Here is a 17,281-nt window from a genome sequence, read left to right as displayed (position 1 = left end):
GCCCTCCGCATGCCGCTCCACGCGCTGCTCGCCGCCGACCGCATCGTCCTGCTGGTCGAACCGGTCGACCGCGACAGCGTGCTCGACGCTGCCGCGCGCCTGCTCGCCGATGGCTCGCCCGTGATCACCCAGGCCATCGGCACCAGCCTGCGCGCGCGCGAACGCCTCGGCAGCACCGGCATCGGCTGCGGCATCGCGATCCCGCACGGCCGCACCAACGCCTTCGAAACCGCGCGCGGGGCGTTCCTGCGCCTCGCGCACCCGGTGGACTTCGGCGCGGCCGACGGCGAACCGGTCGATCTCGTGTATGCGATGGCGGTGCCGGAGCATTTCACGCAACAGCACCTCGAATTGCTGTCGGAACTGGCCGAACGCTTCGCCGATCCGGGGTTCCGCGCCGCCTTGCGCAACGCCCCGGACATCGAGGCGCTGCGGGCCGTGCTGTTCGCCCCGGCGCGCGCCGCCGTCGCCATCGGCGGGGCCTGATGCCGCAGCGAATCACCGCGCAGGAATTGTTCGATCGCCACGTCGGGCACCTGGCGTTGCGCTGGGTGGCCGGGCAAGCGGGCGCCTCGCGCGTGCTCGAGGCGGTGGATACCGTCGCGCGGCGCCCGTCGCTCGCGGGTTACCTCAACATCATCTATCCCAACAAGGTGCAGATCCTCGGCAGCGAAGAGCTCGCGTGGCTCGACGGCCTGGATTCGCGCGCGCGCTGGGAAGTGATCGAGAAGATCATCGATGCGCGTCCGCTCGCGATCGCGATCAGCAAGGAACAGCGCGTCCCCGAAGACCTGCGCACCGCGGCCGAGGAAACCGAAACGCCGTTGTGGGTGTCGCCGCGCCGCGGGCACGAACTGCTCAACCACATGCAGTACCAGCTCGCGCGCACGCTCGCGCCGCGCGTCACGCTGCATGGCGTCTTCATGGAGATCTATTCCATCGGCGTGCTGATCACCGGCGAATCCGGATCGGGCAAGAGCGAGCTCGCGCTGGAACTGGTCACGCGCGGCCATCGCCTCGTCGCCGACGACGCACCGGAATTCACCCAGATCGCACCGGACGTGCTCGACGGCACGTGCCCCGACCTGCTGCAGGATCTGCTGGAAGTACGCGGCCTGGGCGTGCTCAACGTGCGCCAGATGTTCGGCGACACCGCGGTGAAGAAGAACAAGTACCTGCGCCTGATCGTGCACCTGACCAAGCCGCACCTCGAACCGCAGCCCAGCGGCATGGAACGCATCCTCGGCGACCTCAGCGTGCGCCGCGTGCTGGACCTGGACGTGCCGCAGATCACCCTGCCCGTCATGCCCGGCCGCAACCTGGCCGTGCTGACCGAAGCCGCCGCCCGCGCGCACATCCTGCGCGCGAAAGGCGTGGATCCCGCGGCCGCCTTCATGGCGCGCCATTCCCATTTCCTCGAACGCTCGAGCTGACCTCGTGAGCAACGTTCCGCCCGCCCCGCCCGCCCACCCGGCGCCGAGCCTGATGATCGTCAGCGGCATGTCCGGTTCGGGCAAGTCCGTCGCGCTCAACACGCTGGAAGACCTCGGCTTCTACTGCGTCGACAACCTGCCCGCCGATTTGCTGCCCGAATTCGTCAAGCGCGTGATGCGCGGCGAGGATCGCCCGGAAAAACTCGCGGTCGGCCTGGACGTGCGCAGCGGCGGCGACCTGGGCGTGATCCCGGACGTGCTGTCGGAAGTCGGCGGCCTGGGCCTGGATCCGAAACTCCTGTTCTTCGATGCCGCCGACGACGTGCTGCTGCGCCGTTACGCCGACACGCGCCGCCGCCATCCGCTGAGCCACCTCGGCCTCGCGCTCGCCGATGCGATCGGGCTGGAACGCCAGGCGCTTAAGCCGCTGCGGCAGATCGCGGACGTCGTGCTCGATACCAGCCACCTCAACGTGCACAAGCTGCGCCGCGTGGTGATCACCGAATTCGGCCTGAGCGACGCGAGCAGCCTGTCGCTGCTGTTCGAATCCTTCGCCTACCGCCGCGGCGTGCCGCCGGACGCGGACTTCGTGTTCGACGCGCGCTGCCTGCCAAACCCGCACTGGGATGCGCGCCTGCGTCCGCTGTCCGGGCGCGACCAGGACGTGTGCGAATACCTCGAAGCCCAGCCGGACGTCGTGCAGTACGCCGGGGAGATCGAAGGCTTCCTCGACACCTGGCTGCCCCGCCTGCAGTCGGACACGCGCAGCTACGTCACCGTGGCCTTCGGGTGCACCGGGGGCCGGCACCGTTCGGTGTACCTGGCCGAGCGGCTCGCGCGCCATTGCCGCGAAAAGGGATGGGCCGAGGTTGCAGTGCACCATCGGGAGCTCGACTGACGGCATTCGTGTGGTCCGTCGCTTCCGGCCCGTCGCGTCCCTCTGCTAAGTTGCAGCCATGTCCGTCGGCATCCTCCTGATCACGCATGAAGGCATCGGCTCGGCGCTGCTCGCCGTGGCCACGCGTTTGCTGCGCCAGTTGCCGCTGAAGACCGAAGCCTTCGAAGTCCCGTTCGACGCCGACCCCGACGCATTGCTGCCGCAGGCCAGCGCCGCGCTGCGGCGCGTGGATGGCGGCCAGGGCGTGCTGGTGTTGGTGGACCTGTACGGCGCCTCGCCCAGCAACCTCGCCGCGCGCCTGTCGCGCATCGGCACGCCCGTGCGCCGCGTGTCCGCGCTGAGCCTGCCCATGCTGCTGCGCGTGATGAACTACGCCGAGATGGACCTCGACGAACTCCCGAACGTCGCCGCCGCCGGCGCCCGCAACGGGGTGATCCATGACGACGCCTGACAACGCCAGGGACTGCACGTGATCGAACGCGAACTCCTCGTCGCCAACAAGCTCGGCCTGCACGCGCGCGCCACGGCGAAGCTCGTGCAACTGCTGTCGGGCTTCCGCAGCGGCGCCACGCTCAGCGCGAAGGGTCGCGAAGTGAATGCCAAGAGCATCATGGGCGTGATGCTGCTCGCCGCGGGCCAGGGCACGCCGGTCACGCTGCGCGTGGATGGCGAAGACGAAGCCGAAGCCGCCGCCGCGGTGGCCGACCTGTTCCAGCGCCTCTTCGACGAGGGCAGCTGATGCGGCAACTCCTGCCCGGACACGGCGCCTCGCGCGGCAGCGCGCTCGGCCGTGCCCGGGTCCGCTTGCCGCACGTGCTGGATGTCGCCGAAGAACGCATCCCCGCCGATGCCGTCGAAGACGAACTGCAACGCCTGCATGCCGCGATCGACGTCGTGCGCGACGAGATGCGCGTGCTGCGCCAGCGCCTGCACGGCGCGCTCGCGCAGGAAGTCGGCGAGTTCCTCGACCTGCACGCCTTGCTGCTCGACGATCCCGAACTGCTGCACGGCCTCGACGACCTGATCCGCACCGGCCGCTACACCGCCGACTACGCCCTGCGCCTGCAACGCGACCGCATCGCCGGCGTGTTCAAGGGCATGGACGATGCGTACATGCGCAGCCGCATCGAGGACATCGACCAGGTCATCGGCCGCATCCACGCCGCGTTGCATCGCCGCGCCACCGAAGTGCGCGGCCTCGCCGGCGACATCCTCGTCACCGACAACGTCGCGCCCGCGGAACTCGCGCAGTTGCAGGCGCAGGGCGTGATGGCCGTGGTCACCGCCGGCGGCAGCGCGCTGTCGCACACCGCGATCCTCGCGCGCAGCCTGCACGTGCCGCTCGTGGTGGGTGCGGTGCAGGCGCTGATGAAGGTCAACGACGGCGACGTACTCGCGGTCGATGGCACCAGCGGCCTCGTCGTCGTCGAACCCAACGCCGAAGACCTGCGCGGCCACCGCGCGCGCATGCGCGACCAGGTGCGCGAACGCCGGCAGCTCAACCGCCTGCGCCGCGAACCCACGCGCACGCTCGACGGCGTGGACATCAAGCTGTGGGCCAACGCCGAATCGCGCGCCGACGTCGCCGAAGCGCATGCGCTGGGCGCGGCGGGCGTGGGCCTGTACCGCACCGAATTCCTGTTCCTGCAGCGCAACGAACTGCCGGACGAAGAAGAACAGTTCCGCGCCTACCGCGACGTCGTGCTCGGCATGACCGGCCGCACCGTCACCATCCGCACGCTCGACCTCGGCGCCGACAAGGCCGACCGCAGCGGCCTGGTGCTCGACGACGAACCCAACCCCGCGCTCGGCCTGCGCGGCGTGCGCCTGTCGCTCGCGCGCGACGCGTTGTTCCGCACGCAGTTGCGCGCGATCGTGCGCGCCTCCGGCTATGGCCCCGTGCGCGTGCTCGTGCCGATGATCAGCTGCCGCGAGGAGATCATCGCGGTGCGCACGATGCTGCGCGAGGTACTGGCCGAAGTCCGCAAGGAAGGCCAGGAAGTCGCGGAGACCTTGCCGCTCGGCGCGATGATCGAAGTGCCGGCCGCGGCGATCGCCCTGCCGACGTTCGTGGGCGCGGTGGATTTCCTGTCGGTGGGCACCAACGACCTCATCCAGTACCTGCTCGCCGCCGACCGCAACAACGAAGCCCTCGGCGACGTGTACACGCCGCTGCACCCGGCGCTCATCCGCCTGCTGCACGGCGTGATCCGCATCGCGCACAAGCGCAACAAGCCGATCGCGGTGTGCGGCGAAATGGCGGGCGATTCCACGTTCGCACCGATGCTGCTCGCGCTGGGGCTGAGCGAATTCAGCCTGCATCCCAATACGCTGCTGGAATTGCGCCGCGCAATCCGCGGGTTCGACCTCGCCGCGCTGCGCGCGAAGGCGCCCGCGCTGGTGCGTGCGCGCGACCGGAACGCCATCGAAGGCTGGTTGCGGTCGGTGGGCGCGACCTGACGGACAGCGTCAGCGTTGCTGGTAGCCGGCGAAGCGCGCCGCCAACGCATCCTTGTGCTCGCGCACGAAGTACACGTTCTGCCGGTTCACGCCGTGCGGGATGGCCTTCAGCCGGCCGGCCGTGAGCGCTTCCTGCGTCATCAGCGCGGTCATCAACGCTTCGCTCGTCAGCGCGTAGTCGCGCGTCGACAGGCCCGACTTCGCGATGGCATCGCGCAACGCGGGCGTGGCTTCCAGGCGCGCGGCGTAACGCACGCCGTCTTCGCCGGAGGCCGCTTTCATCGCGACTTCGAGCGTCGGATCATCCTTCACCGCCGCGGCGAGGTACGACTGCGCGACGAGCATCGCGTCGATGCGCTCCATCGTGAGCTCGTAGTTGCTGTACGGCGAGGTGGCGTCGAAGCCCTTGGGCGCGGCCGTCGCCGATGTGGCTTGCGTTTCTGCAGGCTGCGTGCAGGCGGCGAGCAACCCGGTAAGTGCAATCACGCGCAGGGCCGATTTCATCGCGCGTCCCCGGGCTGCGTCTTTTCGGTCGAAGGCTTCGCTTGGGGCGCGTTCTTCTCGATGAACGCCAGCTCGTCCAACGCGATCCGGTTCCCCGGCTCGATGGCCAGCGACTTGTCGTACGCCTCGCGCGCTGCCTGCCACTGCTGCATTTCGACCAGCGTGTACCCCAGGCCGCGATACGCGACGGCGGCGCCTTCCTTGCTGCGGCTCGCTTCCGCGAGCGCGATCGCCTGGCGATAGGACGCCAGCGCTTCGTCGCGACGCCCGGCCTGCGCCAGCAGGAAGCCGCGTTCGTTGTGCGGTTCGGCCCAGTACGGCGCGATCGCGATGGCGCGGTCGAGCGCGCGCAGGACCTCGGCGGATTCGCGCTTGAGCTCGATGAGCGCAAAGGCCTGCGCGTGGAAGGCCATCGGACACGTCATGTCCACCAGGTCGACCGGCGTGCCCGGATGCTCGGCGAGGTAGCGGTCGTATTCCGCTTCTTCCGCGACCGCGATCGATCGCATGCCGGGGCGCTGCAACGCTTCGCAGAATTCGCCGATCGGCGCGAGCAAGGCCAACGCCTTCGCGGCGTCGTGGTCATCCTGCAGCGCGCGCATCGCCGTGTTGAAATCCGGGCGGTACTGCGCGCCGATGCCGGCCTTGTAGATGCTCGTGCGGCCCGGCGTGACGAGTACTTCCTTCTGTGCACAGGCCATGCCGGGCACGAGCGCGATGGCCAGCAGGAGACGCCCGAGGCAGCTCATCGCAGCAGGATCAACGTCGCCAGGCCGAGGAACGCGAGGAAGCCCATCACGTCGGTCACCGTCGTCAGGATCACGCCGCCCGCGAGCGCGGGATCCAGGTTCATGCGCTTGAGCGTCAGCGGCACCAGCACGCCGGCGCTGGCGGCGAACAACAGGTTCAATGTCATCGCCGCGCCGATCACCAGCGCGAGCATCCCGTTGCCGAACCACGCCCATGTCGCGAGCGCGACGATGCCGCCCAGCATCACGCCGTTCATGGCGGCCACGCGCAGTTCCTTCCACAGCAGCACCTGCACGTTCGACGCGCCCACCTGGCCGAGCGCCAAACCGCGCACCATCAGCGCGAGCACCTGCGTGCCGGCGTTGCCGCCCATGCCCGCGACGATCGGCATCAGCACGGCCAGCGCGACGATGTGGTCGATCGTGCCCTGGAACTGGCCGACGACGCTCGACGCAAGGAACGCGGTGCCGAGGTTGACGCCCAGCCACACGATGCGGCGGCGCCACGCGCGCGGCACCGGCGAGAACAGGTCTTCGTCTTCGTCCAGGCCCGCCGCGCCGAGCACCTGGTGTTCGGCCTGCTCGCGGATGATGTCGACCACGTCATCGATGGTGATGCGGCCGAGCAGGATGTTGTTGTCGTCCACGACCGGGGCGCTGATCCAGTCATGGTCGGAGAACTGGCGCGCGACTTCGTCCGCGGATTCGTCCACGCCGATCGCCGGTTGCTCGTCGTCGATCAGCTGGTTGATCGGCGTGTTGGCCTCGTGCGTGAGCAGCGACTGCAACGCGATGCGCCCGAGGTACTGGTGCCGGCGGCTGACGACATAGAGATGATCGGTGTGGTCCGGCAGTTCGCCGCGCAGGCGCAGGTAACGCAGGACGACATCCACCGTGGTGTCGGTGCGCACCGTCACCACGTCGGGGTTCATCAGGCGGCCGGCGGTGTCCTCGTCGTAGGACAGCACCTGTTCCAGGCGCTCGCGGTTCTCGCGGTCCATCGACTTGAGGACTTCGTCGATGACGGTGTCCGGCAGGTCTTCGACGAGGTCCGCGAGATCGTCGATGTCGAGGTCTTCGACCGCCGCGACGATTTCGTCCGGGTCCATTTCCGCCAGCAGGCTTTCGCGCACGTCGTCGCCGACATGCACCAGCACTTCACCGTCGTCCTCGGCATCGACCAGGCCCCACACGATGGTGCGCTTGGCGGGCGGGAGGGATTCCAGCAGGTTGCCGATTTCCGCCGGCGAGAGCGTGTTGACGAGACGCCGCACGGGACCGAGGCGGCCGCTGTCGAGCGCGTCCGACAACAGACGCAGCTGGCGCGCGGTTTTCTCGTGGCGGATCGCTTCGGCCATGCGGGAGTTCCAATGGCGCGTCGCGACGGCAGGTGCGCGACAGGGGTCAGGCGTTCATGGCGCGGATTATGGACTGCGGCCGCGCGACCGCACACCCCCAAAGCGGATGCATCACGCCCCGAGCAGCACCTCGAGCACCGCCATGCGCGCGGCGACACCATTGGCGACCTGGCGCAGGATCAGCGACTGGGGACCATCGGCCACGTCGTCGTCGATCTCGACCCCGCGGTTCATCGGCCCCGGATGCAGCACCACGGCCCCGGGCGCGGCGCGCTTCAGGCGCGCTGCGCTCAAGCCGTAATCGCGGTGGTAGTCGGCCAGCGAACCCACCAGGCCTTCCTCCATCCGCTCGCGTTGCAGGCGCAGCATCATCACGGCGTCGACGCCTTCCAGCGCCGCATCGAAATCGTCCGTGACCGTGCAACCTTCCAGCGTGGCATCGGTGGGCAGCAAGGACGCCGGCCCGCACACGCGGATCTCGCCCGCGCCCAGCGTGCGCAGCGCATGCAGGTCGGTGCGCGCCACGCGCGAATGCTTCACGTCGCCCACGATCGCAACCTTGAGCCGCGAGAAGTCCGCGCCCTTGGCCTGGCGCAGCGTGAGCATGTCGAGCACGCCTTGCGTGGGATGCGCGATGCGTCCGTCGCCAGCGTTGATCAGTGCGGTGCCGGGACGCGCTTCGGCCGCGAGCGCGGCGACGGCGCCATCGTCCTTGTGGCGCACGATGAAGCCGTGCACGCCCATCGCTTCGAGCGTCTTGAGCGTGTCGCGCGCGGTCTCGCCCTTGCTGGTCGACGACGTGGACGCATCGAAGTTCAGCACGTCCGCACCGAGCGACTGCGCGGCGATCTGGAAGCTGGAGCGCGTGCGCGTGGACGGTTCGAAGAACAGCGTGCACACCGTGCGGCCGGCGAGCGTGTGGCGCAACGCGGGATCGCCGCGGCGTTCGTCGAAGTGTTGCGCCAGGTCAAGCAGGCGCACGAGCACCGTGCGCGGGAAGCCTTCGAGCGTGAGGAAATGGCGCAGGCGTCCCTGCGCGTCCACCTGGGCGACGGTCACTCTGCGGCTCCGGGTTGCAAGGGGGCGTCGGGGTCGACGGTGATGGCGTCGTTGGGCGCGGCGAGCCAGCGTTCGACGATGACGGCGGCGGCGACGGCGTCCAGCGCCGCGGCGTCGCGGCGTTTCTTGCGGCCTTCGGCGCGGTCGGCGGCGAAGCGTTGCGCGGCTTCGATCGAACTCATGCGCTCGTCCACCATCACCACCGGCAGGCGATAGCGCCCGGACAACGCGCGCGCGAACGCTTGCGCACGCTGTCGGATGGGTTGGTCGCCGCCGTCGAGCGTCATCGGATCGCCGACGACGAGGCCATCGGGCCGCCATTCGGCGCGGATGCGGTCGATCGCGGACCAGTCGGGACCATGCGCGTGCACGTCGATCACCGCGAGCGCGCGCGCCCCGCTGCCGTACGCACTGCCAACCGCCACGCCGATGCGGCGCGCGCCGACGTCGAAGCCGAGCACGGTGCCGTCGAGTTTCATGGGGTCACGCGTGCCCGCTGTAATCGGCGACCTGGGCCAGGTCGACGCCGATGCTGCCGGCGGCGGCCTGCCAGCGCGCGTCGATGGGCGTGTCGAACAGCAGGCCGGGCGCCACGGGCACCATCAGCCAGCTGTCTTCGGTGAGTTCGTGTTCGAGCTGTCCCGCGCCCCACCCGGCGCAGCCGAGCGCCACGACGGCGTGCTTCGGGCCCTTGCCGCCGGCCATCGCCTCGAGGATGTCGCGCGAGGTCGTCAGGTACAGCTTGTCGCTGACCGCGAGCGTGGAATCGAATCCGTCGCCACCATCGTGCAGCACGAAGCCGCGTTCGGGATGCACGGGGCCGCCGGACAGCACGACCTGCCCGAGCAGCGCCGGATCCTCGGCTTCGATGCCCATCTGCTGGAAGACGTCGCCCAGCGTGTATTCGGAGGGCTTGTTGACCACCACGCCCATCGCCCCTTCTTCGTCGTGCTGGCAGACGAGGGTGACGCTGCGTGCGAACTGCGGGTCGGCGAGCGCCGGCAGCGCGATGAGCAAGCGGTTGGCGAGCGGCGTGGGGGTGGCCTGCATGGGGGCGATTCTAGCCCGACACGCCCGCGGTGATCCAAGCACGCGAAAGGCGCGGTTGCCCGCGCCTTCCGTTGGACCCTGCAGCGGCGGTGGCCTCAGCGGGCTTCGGCGACCTCGACGCCATCCAGCCCCTGCGACAAGGTGCGCGCATCGCCGCCCTGGGCGAGCTTGATGCGCAGGCGTACTTCGTTCGCCGAGTCGGCGTAGCGCAGGGCGTCCTCGTAGGAGATCTCGCCGGCCTGGTACAGCTCGAACAGGCTCTGGTCGAAGGTCTTCATGCCGAGGTTGGTGGATTCCTTCATCACTTCCTTCAGCTTGTGGATCTCGCCGTCGCGGATGTAGTCCTGCACCAGCGGCGTGCCCAGCATGATTTCCATCGCCACGCGGCGCGACTTGCCGTCGGGCGTGGGGATGAGCTGCTGCGCGACCACGCCCTTGAGGTTGAGCGAGAGGTCCATCAGCAACTGGTTGCGACGGTCTTCCGGGAAGAAGTTGATGATGCGGTCCATCGCCTGGTTGGCGTTGTTGGCGTGCAGCGTGCACAACACCAGGTGGCCCGTTTCGGCGAAGGCGATGGCGTGGTCCATGCCTTCGCGCGTGCGCACCTCGCCGATCATGATCACGTCCGGCGCCTGGCGCAGCGTGTTCTTCAGCGCGGCGTCCCAGCTGTCGGTGTCGATGCCCACTTCGCGCTGCGTGATGATGCAGCCCTCGTGCTTGTGCACGAATTCGATCGGGTCTTCGATGGTGATGATGTGGCCGGTGGAATTCTGGTTGCGGTAGCCGATCATCGCGGCCAGCGACGTGGACTTACCGGTACCCGTGGCGCCGACGAAGATGATGATGCCGCGCTTGGTCATCGCCAGCGTCTTGATCACCGGCGGCAAATTGAGCTCTTCGACGCTGGGGATCTTGGTCTCGATCCGGCGCAGCACCATGCCGACCTGGTTGCGCTGGTAGAAGCACGACACGCGGAAGCGGCCGACGCCGGCCACGCCGATGGCGAAGTTGCACTCGTGCGTCTTTTCGAACTCTTCCCGCTGCTGCGGGTTCATCACGTTCAGCACCAGGTCGCGGCTCTGCTGCGGCGTGAGCGGGTTCTGGGTGATGGGCGAGATCTTGCCGTGGACCTTCATCGACGGCGGCATGCCGGCCGTGATGAACAAGTCCGACGCCTTCTGGTGCGCCATCAGCTTGAGGAACGAGGTGAAATCGATGCTGCTCATGGTGTGCTCCAGGCTGTCACTCGAACAGCCGCTTGTCCTTCGCGTATTCCTTGGCGTGCTGGCGCGTGACCATGCTGCGCTTCACGAGGTCCTGCAGGTGCTGGTCGAGGGTCATCATCCCGTGCGCGCCGCCGGTCTGGATCGCCGAATACATCTGCGCGACCTTGTCCTCGCGGATCAGGTTACGGATGGCCGGGATGCCGACCATGATTTCCCACGCCGCGGTACGACCGCCGCCCACTTTCTTCAGCAGCGCCTGCGAGATCACCGCGCGCAGCGACTCCGACAGCATCGAGCGCACCATCGGCTTCTCGCCGGCGGGGAACACGTCGATGATGCGGTCGATGGTCTTGGCGGCCGACGAGGTGTGCAGCGTCGCGAACACGAGGTGGCCGGTTTCCGCGGCGGTGAGCGCCAGGCGGATGGTTTCGATGTCGCGCATTTCGCCGACCAGGATGTAGTCGGGGTCTTCGCGCAGTGCCGAACGCAGGGCTTCGTTGAAGCCGTGCGTGTCGCGGTGCACTTCGCGCTGGTTGATCAGGCACTTCTGCGAGGTGTGCACGAACTCGATCGGGTCTTCCACCGAGAGGATGTGCGCGTACTCGCTCTTGTTGACGTGGTCGAGCATCGCCGCCAGCGTGGTGGACTTGCCCGAGCCAGTGGGGCCGGTCACCAGGATCAGGCCCTGCGGCTGGTCGATGAGTTCCTTGAAGATGCGCGGGCAGCCGAGGTCTTCGAGCGTCAGCACCTCCGAGGGCACCGTGCGGAACACCGCACCGGCGCCGCGGTTCTGGTTGAACGCGTTCACGCGGAAGCGCGCCAGGCCCGGGATCTCGAAGGAGAAGTCGACCTCGAGGAATTCTTCGTAATCGCGCCGCTGCTTGTCCGACATGATGTCGTAGACGAGCGCGTGGACCTGCTTGTGGTCGAGCGCGGGGATGTTGATGCGCCGGACGTCGCCGTCCACGCGGATCATCGGCGGCAGGCCTGCGGACAGGTGCAGGTCGGACGCTTTGTTCTTGACCGAGAACGCCAGGAGTTCGGCGATATCCATTGAACGTGCTCCCCCGCACGAGTTGAAACGATGTACGACTGGTGCCGGGCACCCCCCGGCGGGCAGTATGGGCGCCGCCCCACCCGCGGTGTCAACCGCGATTCCCAGCGCGGCCACGAGGTTGAGACGAAGTGCTTGGTTCTGCCCTGAACGTGCTCGTTCAACGTCTTGATAACGCGGCCCGGCAGTCGGGTCGGCCACGGCCCGTGCTGCTTGCGGTCTGCAAGGGCCAGCCCGCGGAGGCGGTCGCCGCACTGGCCGCCGCCGGCCAGCGGGACTTCGGCGACAACTATGTCCAGGAAGCGCAGGCCCGGCAGGTGGCCCTCTCGGGCGACCCGCGCGCGCAGGGCCTGGCGTGGCATCTCATCGGCGCCCTGCAATCCAACAAGGCCGCGCTCGCCGCGACGTTGTTCGACTGGGTGCAGACCGTCGACCGGGCCAAACTCGTGCCCCTGCTCGCCGCCGCGCGCCCCGCCGACCGGCCGCCGCTGAACGTGCTGGTGCAGGTCAACATCGACGACGAAGCGAGCAAGCACGGCTGTCGCCCGGAGGACGCGGCGGCCCTGGCCGACCTGGTGGCCGCGCAACCGCGGCTCGCGTTGCGCGGGCTGATGGCAATCCCGGCGCCGGCGGAAGATCCGGCCGCGCGCCGTGCCGCCTTCGCCCGCATGCGCGCGTTGTTCGATGCGATCGCCGCGCGGCATCCGGGCGTGGACACCCTGTCGATGGGCATGAGCGACGATTTCGAACTCGCCATCGCCGAAGGCGCGACGCTGGTGCGCGTGGGCACGGCGTTGTTCGGCGCGCGACCGCCGAAGGCATAGACTCGCGGCCATGGCACACGACACGCACGACACTTTGGCGTTCATCGGCGGCGGCAACATGGCGCGCAGCCTCATCGGCGGACTCGTCGCGCGCGGGACGCCCGCGTCGGCAATCCGCGTCGCCGAACCCGTGGACGCCTTGCGCGAGGGACTCGCGAACGACTTCGGCGTCGCCGTGTTCCCGGACAACGCGGACGCCGTCGCCGGTGCGGGCACCTGGGTGTTCGCGGTGAAACCGCAGGTGATGCGCACGGTGTGCGAAGCGCTGGCGCCGGTGGCGCAGTCTTCGCGTCCGTTGATCGTGTCGATCGCCGCGGGCATCACCACGGCGCAACTCGCACGCTGGCTCGGCGGCGACCTGGCCGTCGTGCGCACGATGCCGAACACGCCCGCGCTGCTGGGTGCAGGCGTGACCGGCCTGTTCGCGAACGCACGCGTCGATGCGGAAGGCCGCACGCGCACCGCCACGTTGTTGTCGGCCGCCGGTCCCACGGTGTGGCTCGACGACGAAGCGCGAATGGATGCGGTGACCGCCGTCTCCGGCAGCGGGCCCGCGTATGTCTTCCTGCTCGCCGAAGCCCTGCAGGCCGCGGGCGAAGCCGAAGGCCTGCCGCCCGAGGCCGCGCGCACGCTCGCGTTGCAGACGATCCTCGGCGCGGGCCGCATGCTCACCGAGAGCGACGTCGATGCCGCGGAACTGCGTCGTCGCGTCACGTCTCCGAACGGCACCACGCACGCCGCGATCGAAACCTTCGAAGCCGGCGGTTTCCGCGCCCTCGTGGCGCGCGCCGTGCATGCCGCCGCCGTGCGCGGCAAGGAACTGTCCGATGCGAACGACTGACGGCCTCCGTCTCTTCGCGATCACGGCGTGCCTGGCGCTCGCTGCGTGCGGCGGCGGCAGCGCGCCGCAACCCGCGCAGGCCGCGCCACCGCCGGCGGAACTGCGCGTCGGCGACCTGCGCATCATCGCCACCGCGGTCGAAACCAATTCGCTGCCGACGAGCGTGACGAAAAGCTACGGCATCGCGCGCGGCGAGCAGACGTGGTTGCTGCTGGTGACGGTGCGTCGCGGCCCGGAAGGCGCGGAGAAGGCCGTGTCCGCGACCGTGGAAGCGCGGGCGCGCGACCTGCAGGGCCGCACCATCGACATCCCGATGCGCGAAATTCCGACGGCCGAGGATTACGTCGACAACGTCGGCACGTTCGCGATCACGCCGCCGGACACGTTGCAGTTCAGCGTGCGCGTGATGCCGCAGGGTGCGGCGCCGGCGACGCTGGAATTCACGCGCGAGATCTCCAAGTAGCGATCAGCGGCCGTTCGCCCACGCGCGGATGATCCGCGCGATTTCGCTCACGCCATCGGTCAGCGCCGCCGGTCCCGGCTGCAGGATGATCGGCGACTTGATCTCGTGCAGTTGTCCGTCGCGCACCGCGGGGATCGCGTCCCAGCCCCTGCGCGCCGCCACGCGTTCCGGGCGGAAGCGCTTGCCGCACCACGAGCCCAGGATGATGTCGGGCGCGCGGCGGATCACTTCGTCGGGATCTTCCAGGATGCGCTGCTTCGCCAGCGATTCCATCGCGCGCTCGGGGAACACGTCGTCGCCGCCGGCGATGCGCACGAGTTCGGCCACCCAGCGGATGCCGGTGATCTGCGGGTCGTCCCACTCTTCGAAATACACGCGCGGGCGTTGCGGCAGTTTCGCGGCGTCCGCGGCGATCGCGTCGAGGCCCCGTTGCAAGTCATCCGCGTAGCGCGCCGCGCGATCGCCCGCGCCCACCAGTGCACCGAGGCGGCGGATGTAATCGAGGATCCCGTCGACGCTGCGATGGTTGGAGATCCACACCTCCACGCCGCGGCGCACGAGTTCGGCGGCGATGTCGGCCTGGATGTCGGAGAAGCCGATCGCGAAGTCCGGTTGCAGCGCGAGGATTGCCTCGATCTTCGCGCTCGTGAACGCGCTGACCTTGGGCTTCTCGCGTCGCGCGATCGACGGGCGCACGGTGAAGCCGCTGATGCCGACGATGCGGTCCTGCTCGCCGAGCGCGTACAGCGTTTCGGTCGGTTCCTCGGTGAGGCAGACGATTCGCGTCGGACCCATCACGGATACAACATGCGCTGCGACCACTGCCCATCCGCGCCGCGTTCGAACAGCTGGCGCTCGTGCAACCGGAATTCGGCGCCGTACCAGAACTCGACCGCGTGCGGCACCACGCGGAACCCGGTCCAGCGCGGCGGACGCGGCACGTCCCGTCCGGCGAAGCGATGTTCGGCTTCGTCGAGGCGCGCTTCGAACGTGGCGCGCGCGTGCAGCGTTTCCGATTGCAACGACGCCCACGCGCCGATCTGGCTTCCGCGCGGACGCGACGCGAAGTACGCGTCGGCTTCCGCATCGTCGACCACCACCACGTCGCCCTCGATGCGCACCTGCACCCCGTGCCGCACGCGCGGCCAGTGGAACAGCAGCGCCGCGCGCGGGTTGGCCTGCAGGTCGCGGCCCTTGCGGCCGTCCAGGTGCGTGTAGAAGACGAAACCGCGCGCGTCGTGCGCCTTCAACAGGACCGTGCGCGCGGAGGGCGCGCCGTCGGGCGTGGCGGTGGCGACGGTCATCGCCGTGCGGTCGGGTTCGCCGGCGACCGCCGCCTCGTCGAACAGGGCGTCGAACGCGTCCAGGACGGCCTGCGGCAGCGGCGTGTGCGGGGTCGGGTGCATGGCCGGCATTCTCGCGCATTAAGATCGCGGGCATGAATCCCGCATCGCACCTCGTCCTGGTGGGCCCGATGGGCGCCGGCAAGACCTCGATCGGCCGGCGCCTCGCCGACCGGCTGGGGCTGCCCTTCACGGACGCCGACCACGCGATCGAAGCCCGCGCCGGTGCCGCCGTATCGGCGATCTTCGACGTGGAAGGCGAGGCGGGCTTCCGGGTGCGCGAACGCGCGTTGCTGGCCGAATTGCTGGCCGGGCCGCCGGGCGTGCTCGCCACCGGCGGGGGCGTGGTGGTCTCGGCGGAGAACCGCGCGCTGCTGCGCGACGGCGCGTTCGTCGTGCACCTGCAAGTCGGCACCGACGCCCAGCTGCATCGCCTGGCGCGCGATCGCACGCGGCCGTTGCTGCAGACGCCGGACCGCGCCGCGGTGCTGCAACGCCTCGCGGAGGAACGCGCACCGCTGTACGCGGACGTCGCCGACTGCACGTTCGCCACCGATGGCATGACGCCCGACGAAGCCGCCGTCGCCCTCGCCCGCTTCCTGCACGATCGCTGGCAACGCACGGAGGTGGCGGCATGACGCGCATCGTCGACGTCGGCGGCCACGCGCCGTATCGCATCGCCATCGGCGACGGGTTGCTGTCCGACGGCGCCGCACTTGCATCGCACGTGCGCGGCCGCCACGCGATGATCGTCAGCGATGCGCACGTCACGCCGTTGTATGCGCGTGGTGTCGCCGACGCGTTGCAGGCTGCGAATCCCGGCCTGCGCTGCATGGTCACCTGCATCCCGGCCGGGGAATCGGCCAAGTCGCTCGATCGTTTCGCCGAACTGCTGCGCGAACTCGCCGACTTCGGCGCCACGCGCGATGCGTGCGTGTTCGCGCTGGGCGGCGGCGTGGTCGGCGACCTCGCGGGATTCGCCGCCGCGTGCTGGATGCGCGGCATCGATTGCGTGCAGTTGCCCACCACGTTGCTGGCCATGGTCGATTCGTCCGTCGGCGGCAAGACCGCCGTCGACCTGCCGCAAGGCAAGAACCTCGTCGGCGCGTTCCATCTGCCGCGCGCCGTCTTCGCCGACACCGCCACGCTGCGTACGCTGCCCGATCGCGAACTGCGCGCTGGCCTGGCGGAAGTGGTGAAGTACGGCGCGATCCGCGATGCCGCCTTCCTCGACTGGATCGAAACGCACGCGGACGCCCTGCTCGCCCGCGATGCCGACACGCTCGCCGAGGCCATCGCCCGCAGTTGCGCGCACAAGGCCGCGATCGTCGAACGCGATCCGTTCGAACGCGGCGAGCGCGCGCTGCTCAACTTCGGCCACACCTTCGCGCACGCCATCGAGACCGAACAGGGCTACGGCGGCCTCAACCATGGCGAAGCGGTCGCGGTCGGCATGGTCTGCGCGGCGCGGTTGTCGGCGCGCCTGGGGATGGCGGTGGCGGACGACACGCAGCGGCTGGCCGCCCTGCTTCGCCGCCTCGGGCTGCCCGTCGACGTGCCGGCCGGCCTCGACCCCGCGGCCCTGGTCGCCCACATGCGGCTGGACAAGAAAGCCATCGCCGGGCGGCTGCGGTTCGTGCTGTGGTCCGGCGCCGGCGCGGCGCAGGTGGTACCGGACGTGGCCGAAGCCGAGGCGTTGGCAGCCCTCGGGTAAACGCCCGGCGACTGCGCGCCAGTTACAATCGCGCCCCCATGCGCATGCTCCTGCAAGAACGCCCCAACGGGCGCGAGGCCCCGCGCTTCGTCCAGCTGCAACTCGAGGCCGACCTGCTCGGTGGCTGGACGCTCGTGCGCGAGACCGGCCAGATCGGCGGGCGCAGTTCGCTCAAGCGCGAGCAGTACCTGGACCAGGGCAGCGCGCAGGCCGCGTTCGAACACGCCCGCGATGCGCAATTGAAGAAAGGCTTCCAGCTGATGTTCGTGCAGGGCGCCGACGCCCCGCGCGCCTGACGCATTCCC

22 protein-coding genes are annotated in these 17,281 nt (G+C 69.4%); 12 read left to right on the top strand and 10 right to left on the bottom strand.

Translation table 11 applies throughout. The features are described from left to right. Window positions 1-9 precede the first annotated feature (9 nt). The 6 genes from LYSHEL_RS09420 to ptsP are packed head-to-tail and all read left to right on the top strand — an operon-like array spanning window position 10 to window position 4,791. Window positions 10-486 carry a PTS sugar transporter subunit IIA gene (locus tag LYSHEL_RS09420; RefSeq protein ID WP_213433774.1) on the top strand — a complete coding sequence of 159 codons (477 nt, stop codon included), beginning with the start codon at window positions 10-12 and terminating at the stop codon, window positions 484-486. After that, entirely contained in the window at window positions 486-1,433 is a 948-nt protein-coding gene (gene hprK, locus LYSHEL_RS09415) for an HPr(Ser) kinase/phosphatase (RefSeq protein ID WP_213433773.1), read from the top strand. The genes LYSHEL_RS09420 and hprK overlap by 1 nt, the downstream gene beginning before the upstream one ends. A 52-nt stretch (window positions 1,434-1,485) precedes the next feature. Further along, window positions 1,486-2,331: an RNase adapter RapZ gene (gene rapZ, locus LYSHEL_RS09410; RefSeq protein WP_213437752.1), complete on the top strand. Its 846-nt coding sequence runs from the start codon at window positions 1,486-1,488 to the stop codon at window positions 2,329-2,331. Between the two features lie 58 nt (window positions 2,332-2,389). After that, window positions 2,390-2,782: a PTS sugar transporter subunit IIA gene (locus LYSHEL_RS09405; protein ID WP_213433772.1), complete on the top strand. Its 393-nt coding sequence runs from the start codon at window positions 2,390-2,392 to the stop codon at window positions 2,780-2,782. Window positions 2,783-2,800: 18 nt separating this feature from the next. Further along, window positions 2,801-3,070 (top strand): HPr family phosphocarrier protein, encoded by a 270-nt coding sequence (locus LYSHEL_RS09400; RefSeq protein WP_213433771.1) that lies wholly within the window; start codon window positions 2,801-2,803, stop codon window positions 3,068-3,070. Then, a complete protein-coding gene (gene ptsP, locus LYSHEL_RS09395) occupies window positions 3,070-4,791 on the top strand; it encodes a phosphoenolpyruvate--protein phosphotransferase (protein ID WP_213433770.1) in 1,722 nt (573 codons plus the stop codon). Before LYSHEL_RS09400 ends, ptsP begins: the two co-directional genes overlap by 1 nt. Window positions 4,792-4,800: 9 nt before the next feature. Here ptsP and LYSHEL_RS09390 read toward each other — a convergent pair whose 3' ends face one another. From LYSHEL_RS09390 to LYSHEL_RS09355, 8 genes are all read right to left on the bottom strand, one after another. Beyond that, window positions 4,801-5,295: a hypothetical protein gene (locus tag LYSHEL_RS09390; RefSeq protein ID WP_213433768.1), complete on the bottom strand. Its 495-nt coding sequence runs from the start codon at window positions 5,293-5,295 to the stop codon at window positions 4,801-4,803. Continuing rightward, window positions 5,292-6,044, bottom strand: coding sequence for a tetratricopeptide repeat protein (locus LYSHEL_RS09385; RefSeq protein ID WP_213433766.1), 753 nt, complete (start codon window positions 6,042-6,044; stop codon window positions 5,292-5,294). Before LYSHEL_RS09385 ends, LYSHEL_RS09390 begins: the two co-directional genes overlap by 4 nt. After that, entirely contained in the window at window positions 6,041-7,402 is a 1,362-nt protein-coding gene (gene mgtE, locus LYSHEL_RS09380; protein ID WP_213433764.1) for a magnesium transporter, read from the bottom strand. The genes LYSHEL_RS09385 and mgtE overlap by 4 nt, the downstream gene beginning before the upstream one ends. Window positions 7,403-7,513: 111 nt before the next feature. After that, window positions 7,514-8,461 (bottom strand): aspartate carbamoyltransferase catalytic subunit, encoded by a 948-nt coding sequence (locus LYSHEL_RS09375; RefSeq protein ID WP_213433762.1) that lies wholly within the window; start codon window positions 8,459-8,461, stop codon window positions 7,514-7,516. Beyond that, the gene (gene ruvX / locus LYSHEL_RS09370) at window positions 8,458-8,940 is read right to left on the bottom strand and encodes a Holliday junction resolvase RuvX (RefSeq protein WP_213433760.1); all 483 of its coding nucleotides are present in this window, start codon (window positions 8,938-8,940) and stop codon (window positions 8,458-8,460) included. Before ruvX ends, LYSHEL_RS09375 begins: the two co-directional genes overlap by 4 nt. A gap of 4 nt (window positions 8,941-8,944) precedes the next feature. Beyond that, on the bottom strand, window positions 8,945-9,511 hold the full coding sequence (locus tag LYSHEL_RS09365; RefSeq protein ID WP_213433759.1) for a YqgE/AlgH family protein: 567 nt from the start codon (window positions 9,509-9,511) through the stop codon (window positions 8,945-8,947). A gap of 95 nt (window positions 9,512-9,606) precedes the next feature. Continuing rightward, window positions 9,607-10,737, bottom strand: coding sequence for a PilT/PilU family type 4a pilus ATPase (locus LYSHEL_RS09360; RefSeq protein WP_213433758.1), 1,131 nt, complete (start codon window positions 10,735-10,737; stop codon window positions 9,607-9,609). Between the two features lie 16 nt (window positions 10,738-10,753). After that, a complete protein-coding gene (locus LYSHEL_RS09355; RefSeq protein ID WP_213433757.1) occupies window positions 10,754-11,791 on the bottom strand; it encodes a type IV pilus twitching motility protein PilT in 1,038 nt (345 codons plus the stop codon). Window positions 11,792-11,937: 146 nt separating this feature from the next. On the opposite strand from LYSHEL_RS09355, the gene LYSHEL_RS09350 reads away from it, so the two are divergent. The 3 genes from LYSHEL_RS09350 to LYSHEL_RS09340 are packed head-to-tail and all read left to right on the top strand — an operon-like array spanning window position 11,938 to window position 13,919. Continuing rightward, the gene (locus LYSHEL_RS09350; protein ID WP_407075182.1) at window positions 11,938-12,615 is read left to right on the top strand and encodes a YggS family pyridoxal phosphate-dependent enzyme; all 678 of its coding nucleotides are present in this window, start codon (window positions 11,938-11,940) and stop codon (window positions 12,613-12,615) included. Between the two features lie 10 nt (window positions 12,616-12,625). Then, complete coding sequence (gene proC, locus LYSHEL_RS09345; protein ID WP_213433754.1) at window positions 12,626-13,456, top strand: pyrroline-5-carboxylate reductase; 831 nt, start codon at window positions 12,626-12,628, stop codon at window positions 13,454-13,456. Further along, complete coding sequence (locus LYSHEL_RS09340) at window positions 13,443-13,919, top strand: DUF4426 domain-containing protein (RefSeq protein WP_213433753.1); 477 nt, start codon at window positions 13,443-13,445, stop codon at window positions 13,917-13,919. The genes proC and LYSHEL_RS09340 overlap by 14 nt, the downstream gene beginning before the upstream one ends. 3 nt (window positions 13,920-13,922) lie before the next feature. Here LYSHEL_RS09340 and LYSHEL_RS09335 read toward each other — a convergent pair whose 3' ends face one another. Together LYSHEL_RS09335 and pdxH are read right to left on the bottom strand one after the other, a co-directional pair. After that, window positions 13,923-14,714: a cobalamin-binding protein gene (locus LYSHEL_RS09335; protein ID WP_213433751.1), complete on the bottom strand. Its 792-nt coding sequence runs from the start codon at window positions 14,712-14,714 to the stop codon at window positions 13,923-13,925. After that, window positions 14,714-15,325 carry a pyridoxamine 5'-phosphate oxidase gene (gene pdxH, locus LYSHEL_RS09330; RefSeq protein WP_213433749.1) on the bottom strand — a complete coding sequence of 204 codons (612 nt, stop codon included), beginning with the start codon at window positions 15,323-15,325 and terminating at the stop codon, window positions 14,714-14,716. The genes LYSHEL_RS09335 and pdxH overlap by 1 nt, the downstream gene beginning before the upstream one ends. A gap of 32 nt (window positions 15,326-15,357) precedes the next feature. On the opposite strand from pdxH, the gene LYSHEL_RS09325 reads away from it, so the two are divergent. From LYSHEL_RS09325 to LYSHEL_RS09315, 3 genes are read left to right on the top strand one after another with little or no spacing between them, the layout of a single operon-like run. After that, entirely contained in the window at window positions 15,358-15,900 is a 543-nt protein-coding gene (locus LYSHEL_RS09325) for a shikimate kinase (protein ID WP_213433747.1), read from the top strand. Further along, window positions 15,897-16,976: a 3-dehydroquinate synthase gene (gene aroB, locus LYSHEL_RS09320; protein WP_213433745.1), complete on the top strand. Its 1,080-nt coding sequence runs from the start codon at window positions 15,897-15,899 to the stop codon at window positions 16,974-16,976. The genes LYSHEL_RS09325 and aroB overlap by 4 nt, the downstream gene beginning before the upstream one ends. Before the next feature lie 38 nt (window positions 16,977-17,014). Then, window positions 17,015-17,272: a WGR domain-containing protein gene (locus tag LYSHEL_RS09315; protein ID WP_213433743.1), complete on the top strand. Its 258-nt coding sequence runs from the start codon at window positions 17,015-17,017 to the stop codon at window positions 17,270-17,272. Window positions 17,273-17,281: the final 9 nt, after the last annotated feature.

This window comes from Lysobacter helvus (genome assembly GCF_018406645.1).
Classification (GTDB): Bacteria; Pseudomonadota; Gammaproteobacteria; order Xanthomonadales; family Xanthomonadaceae; genus Noviluteimonas; species Noviluteimonas caseinilytica.
This window is presented reverse-complemented; position numbering and strand designations above follow the sequence as displayed.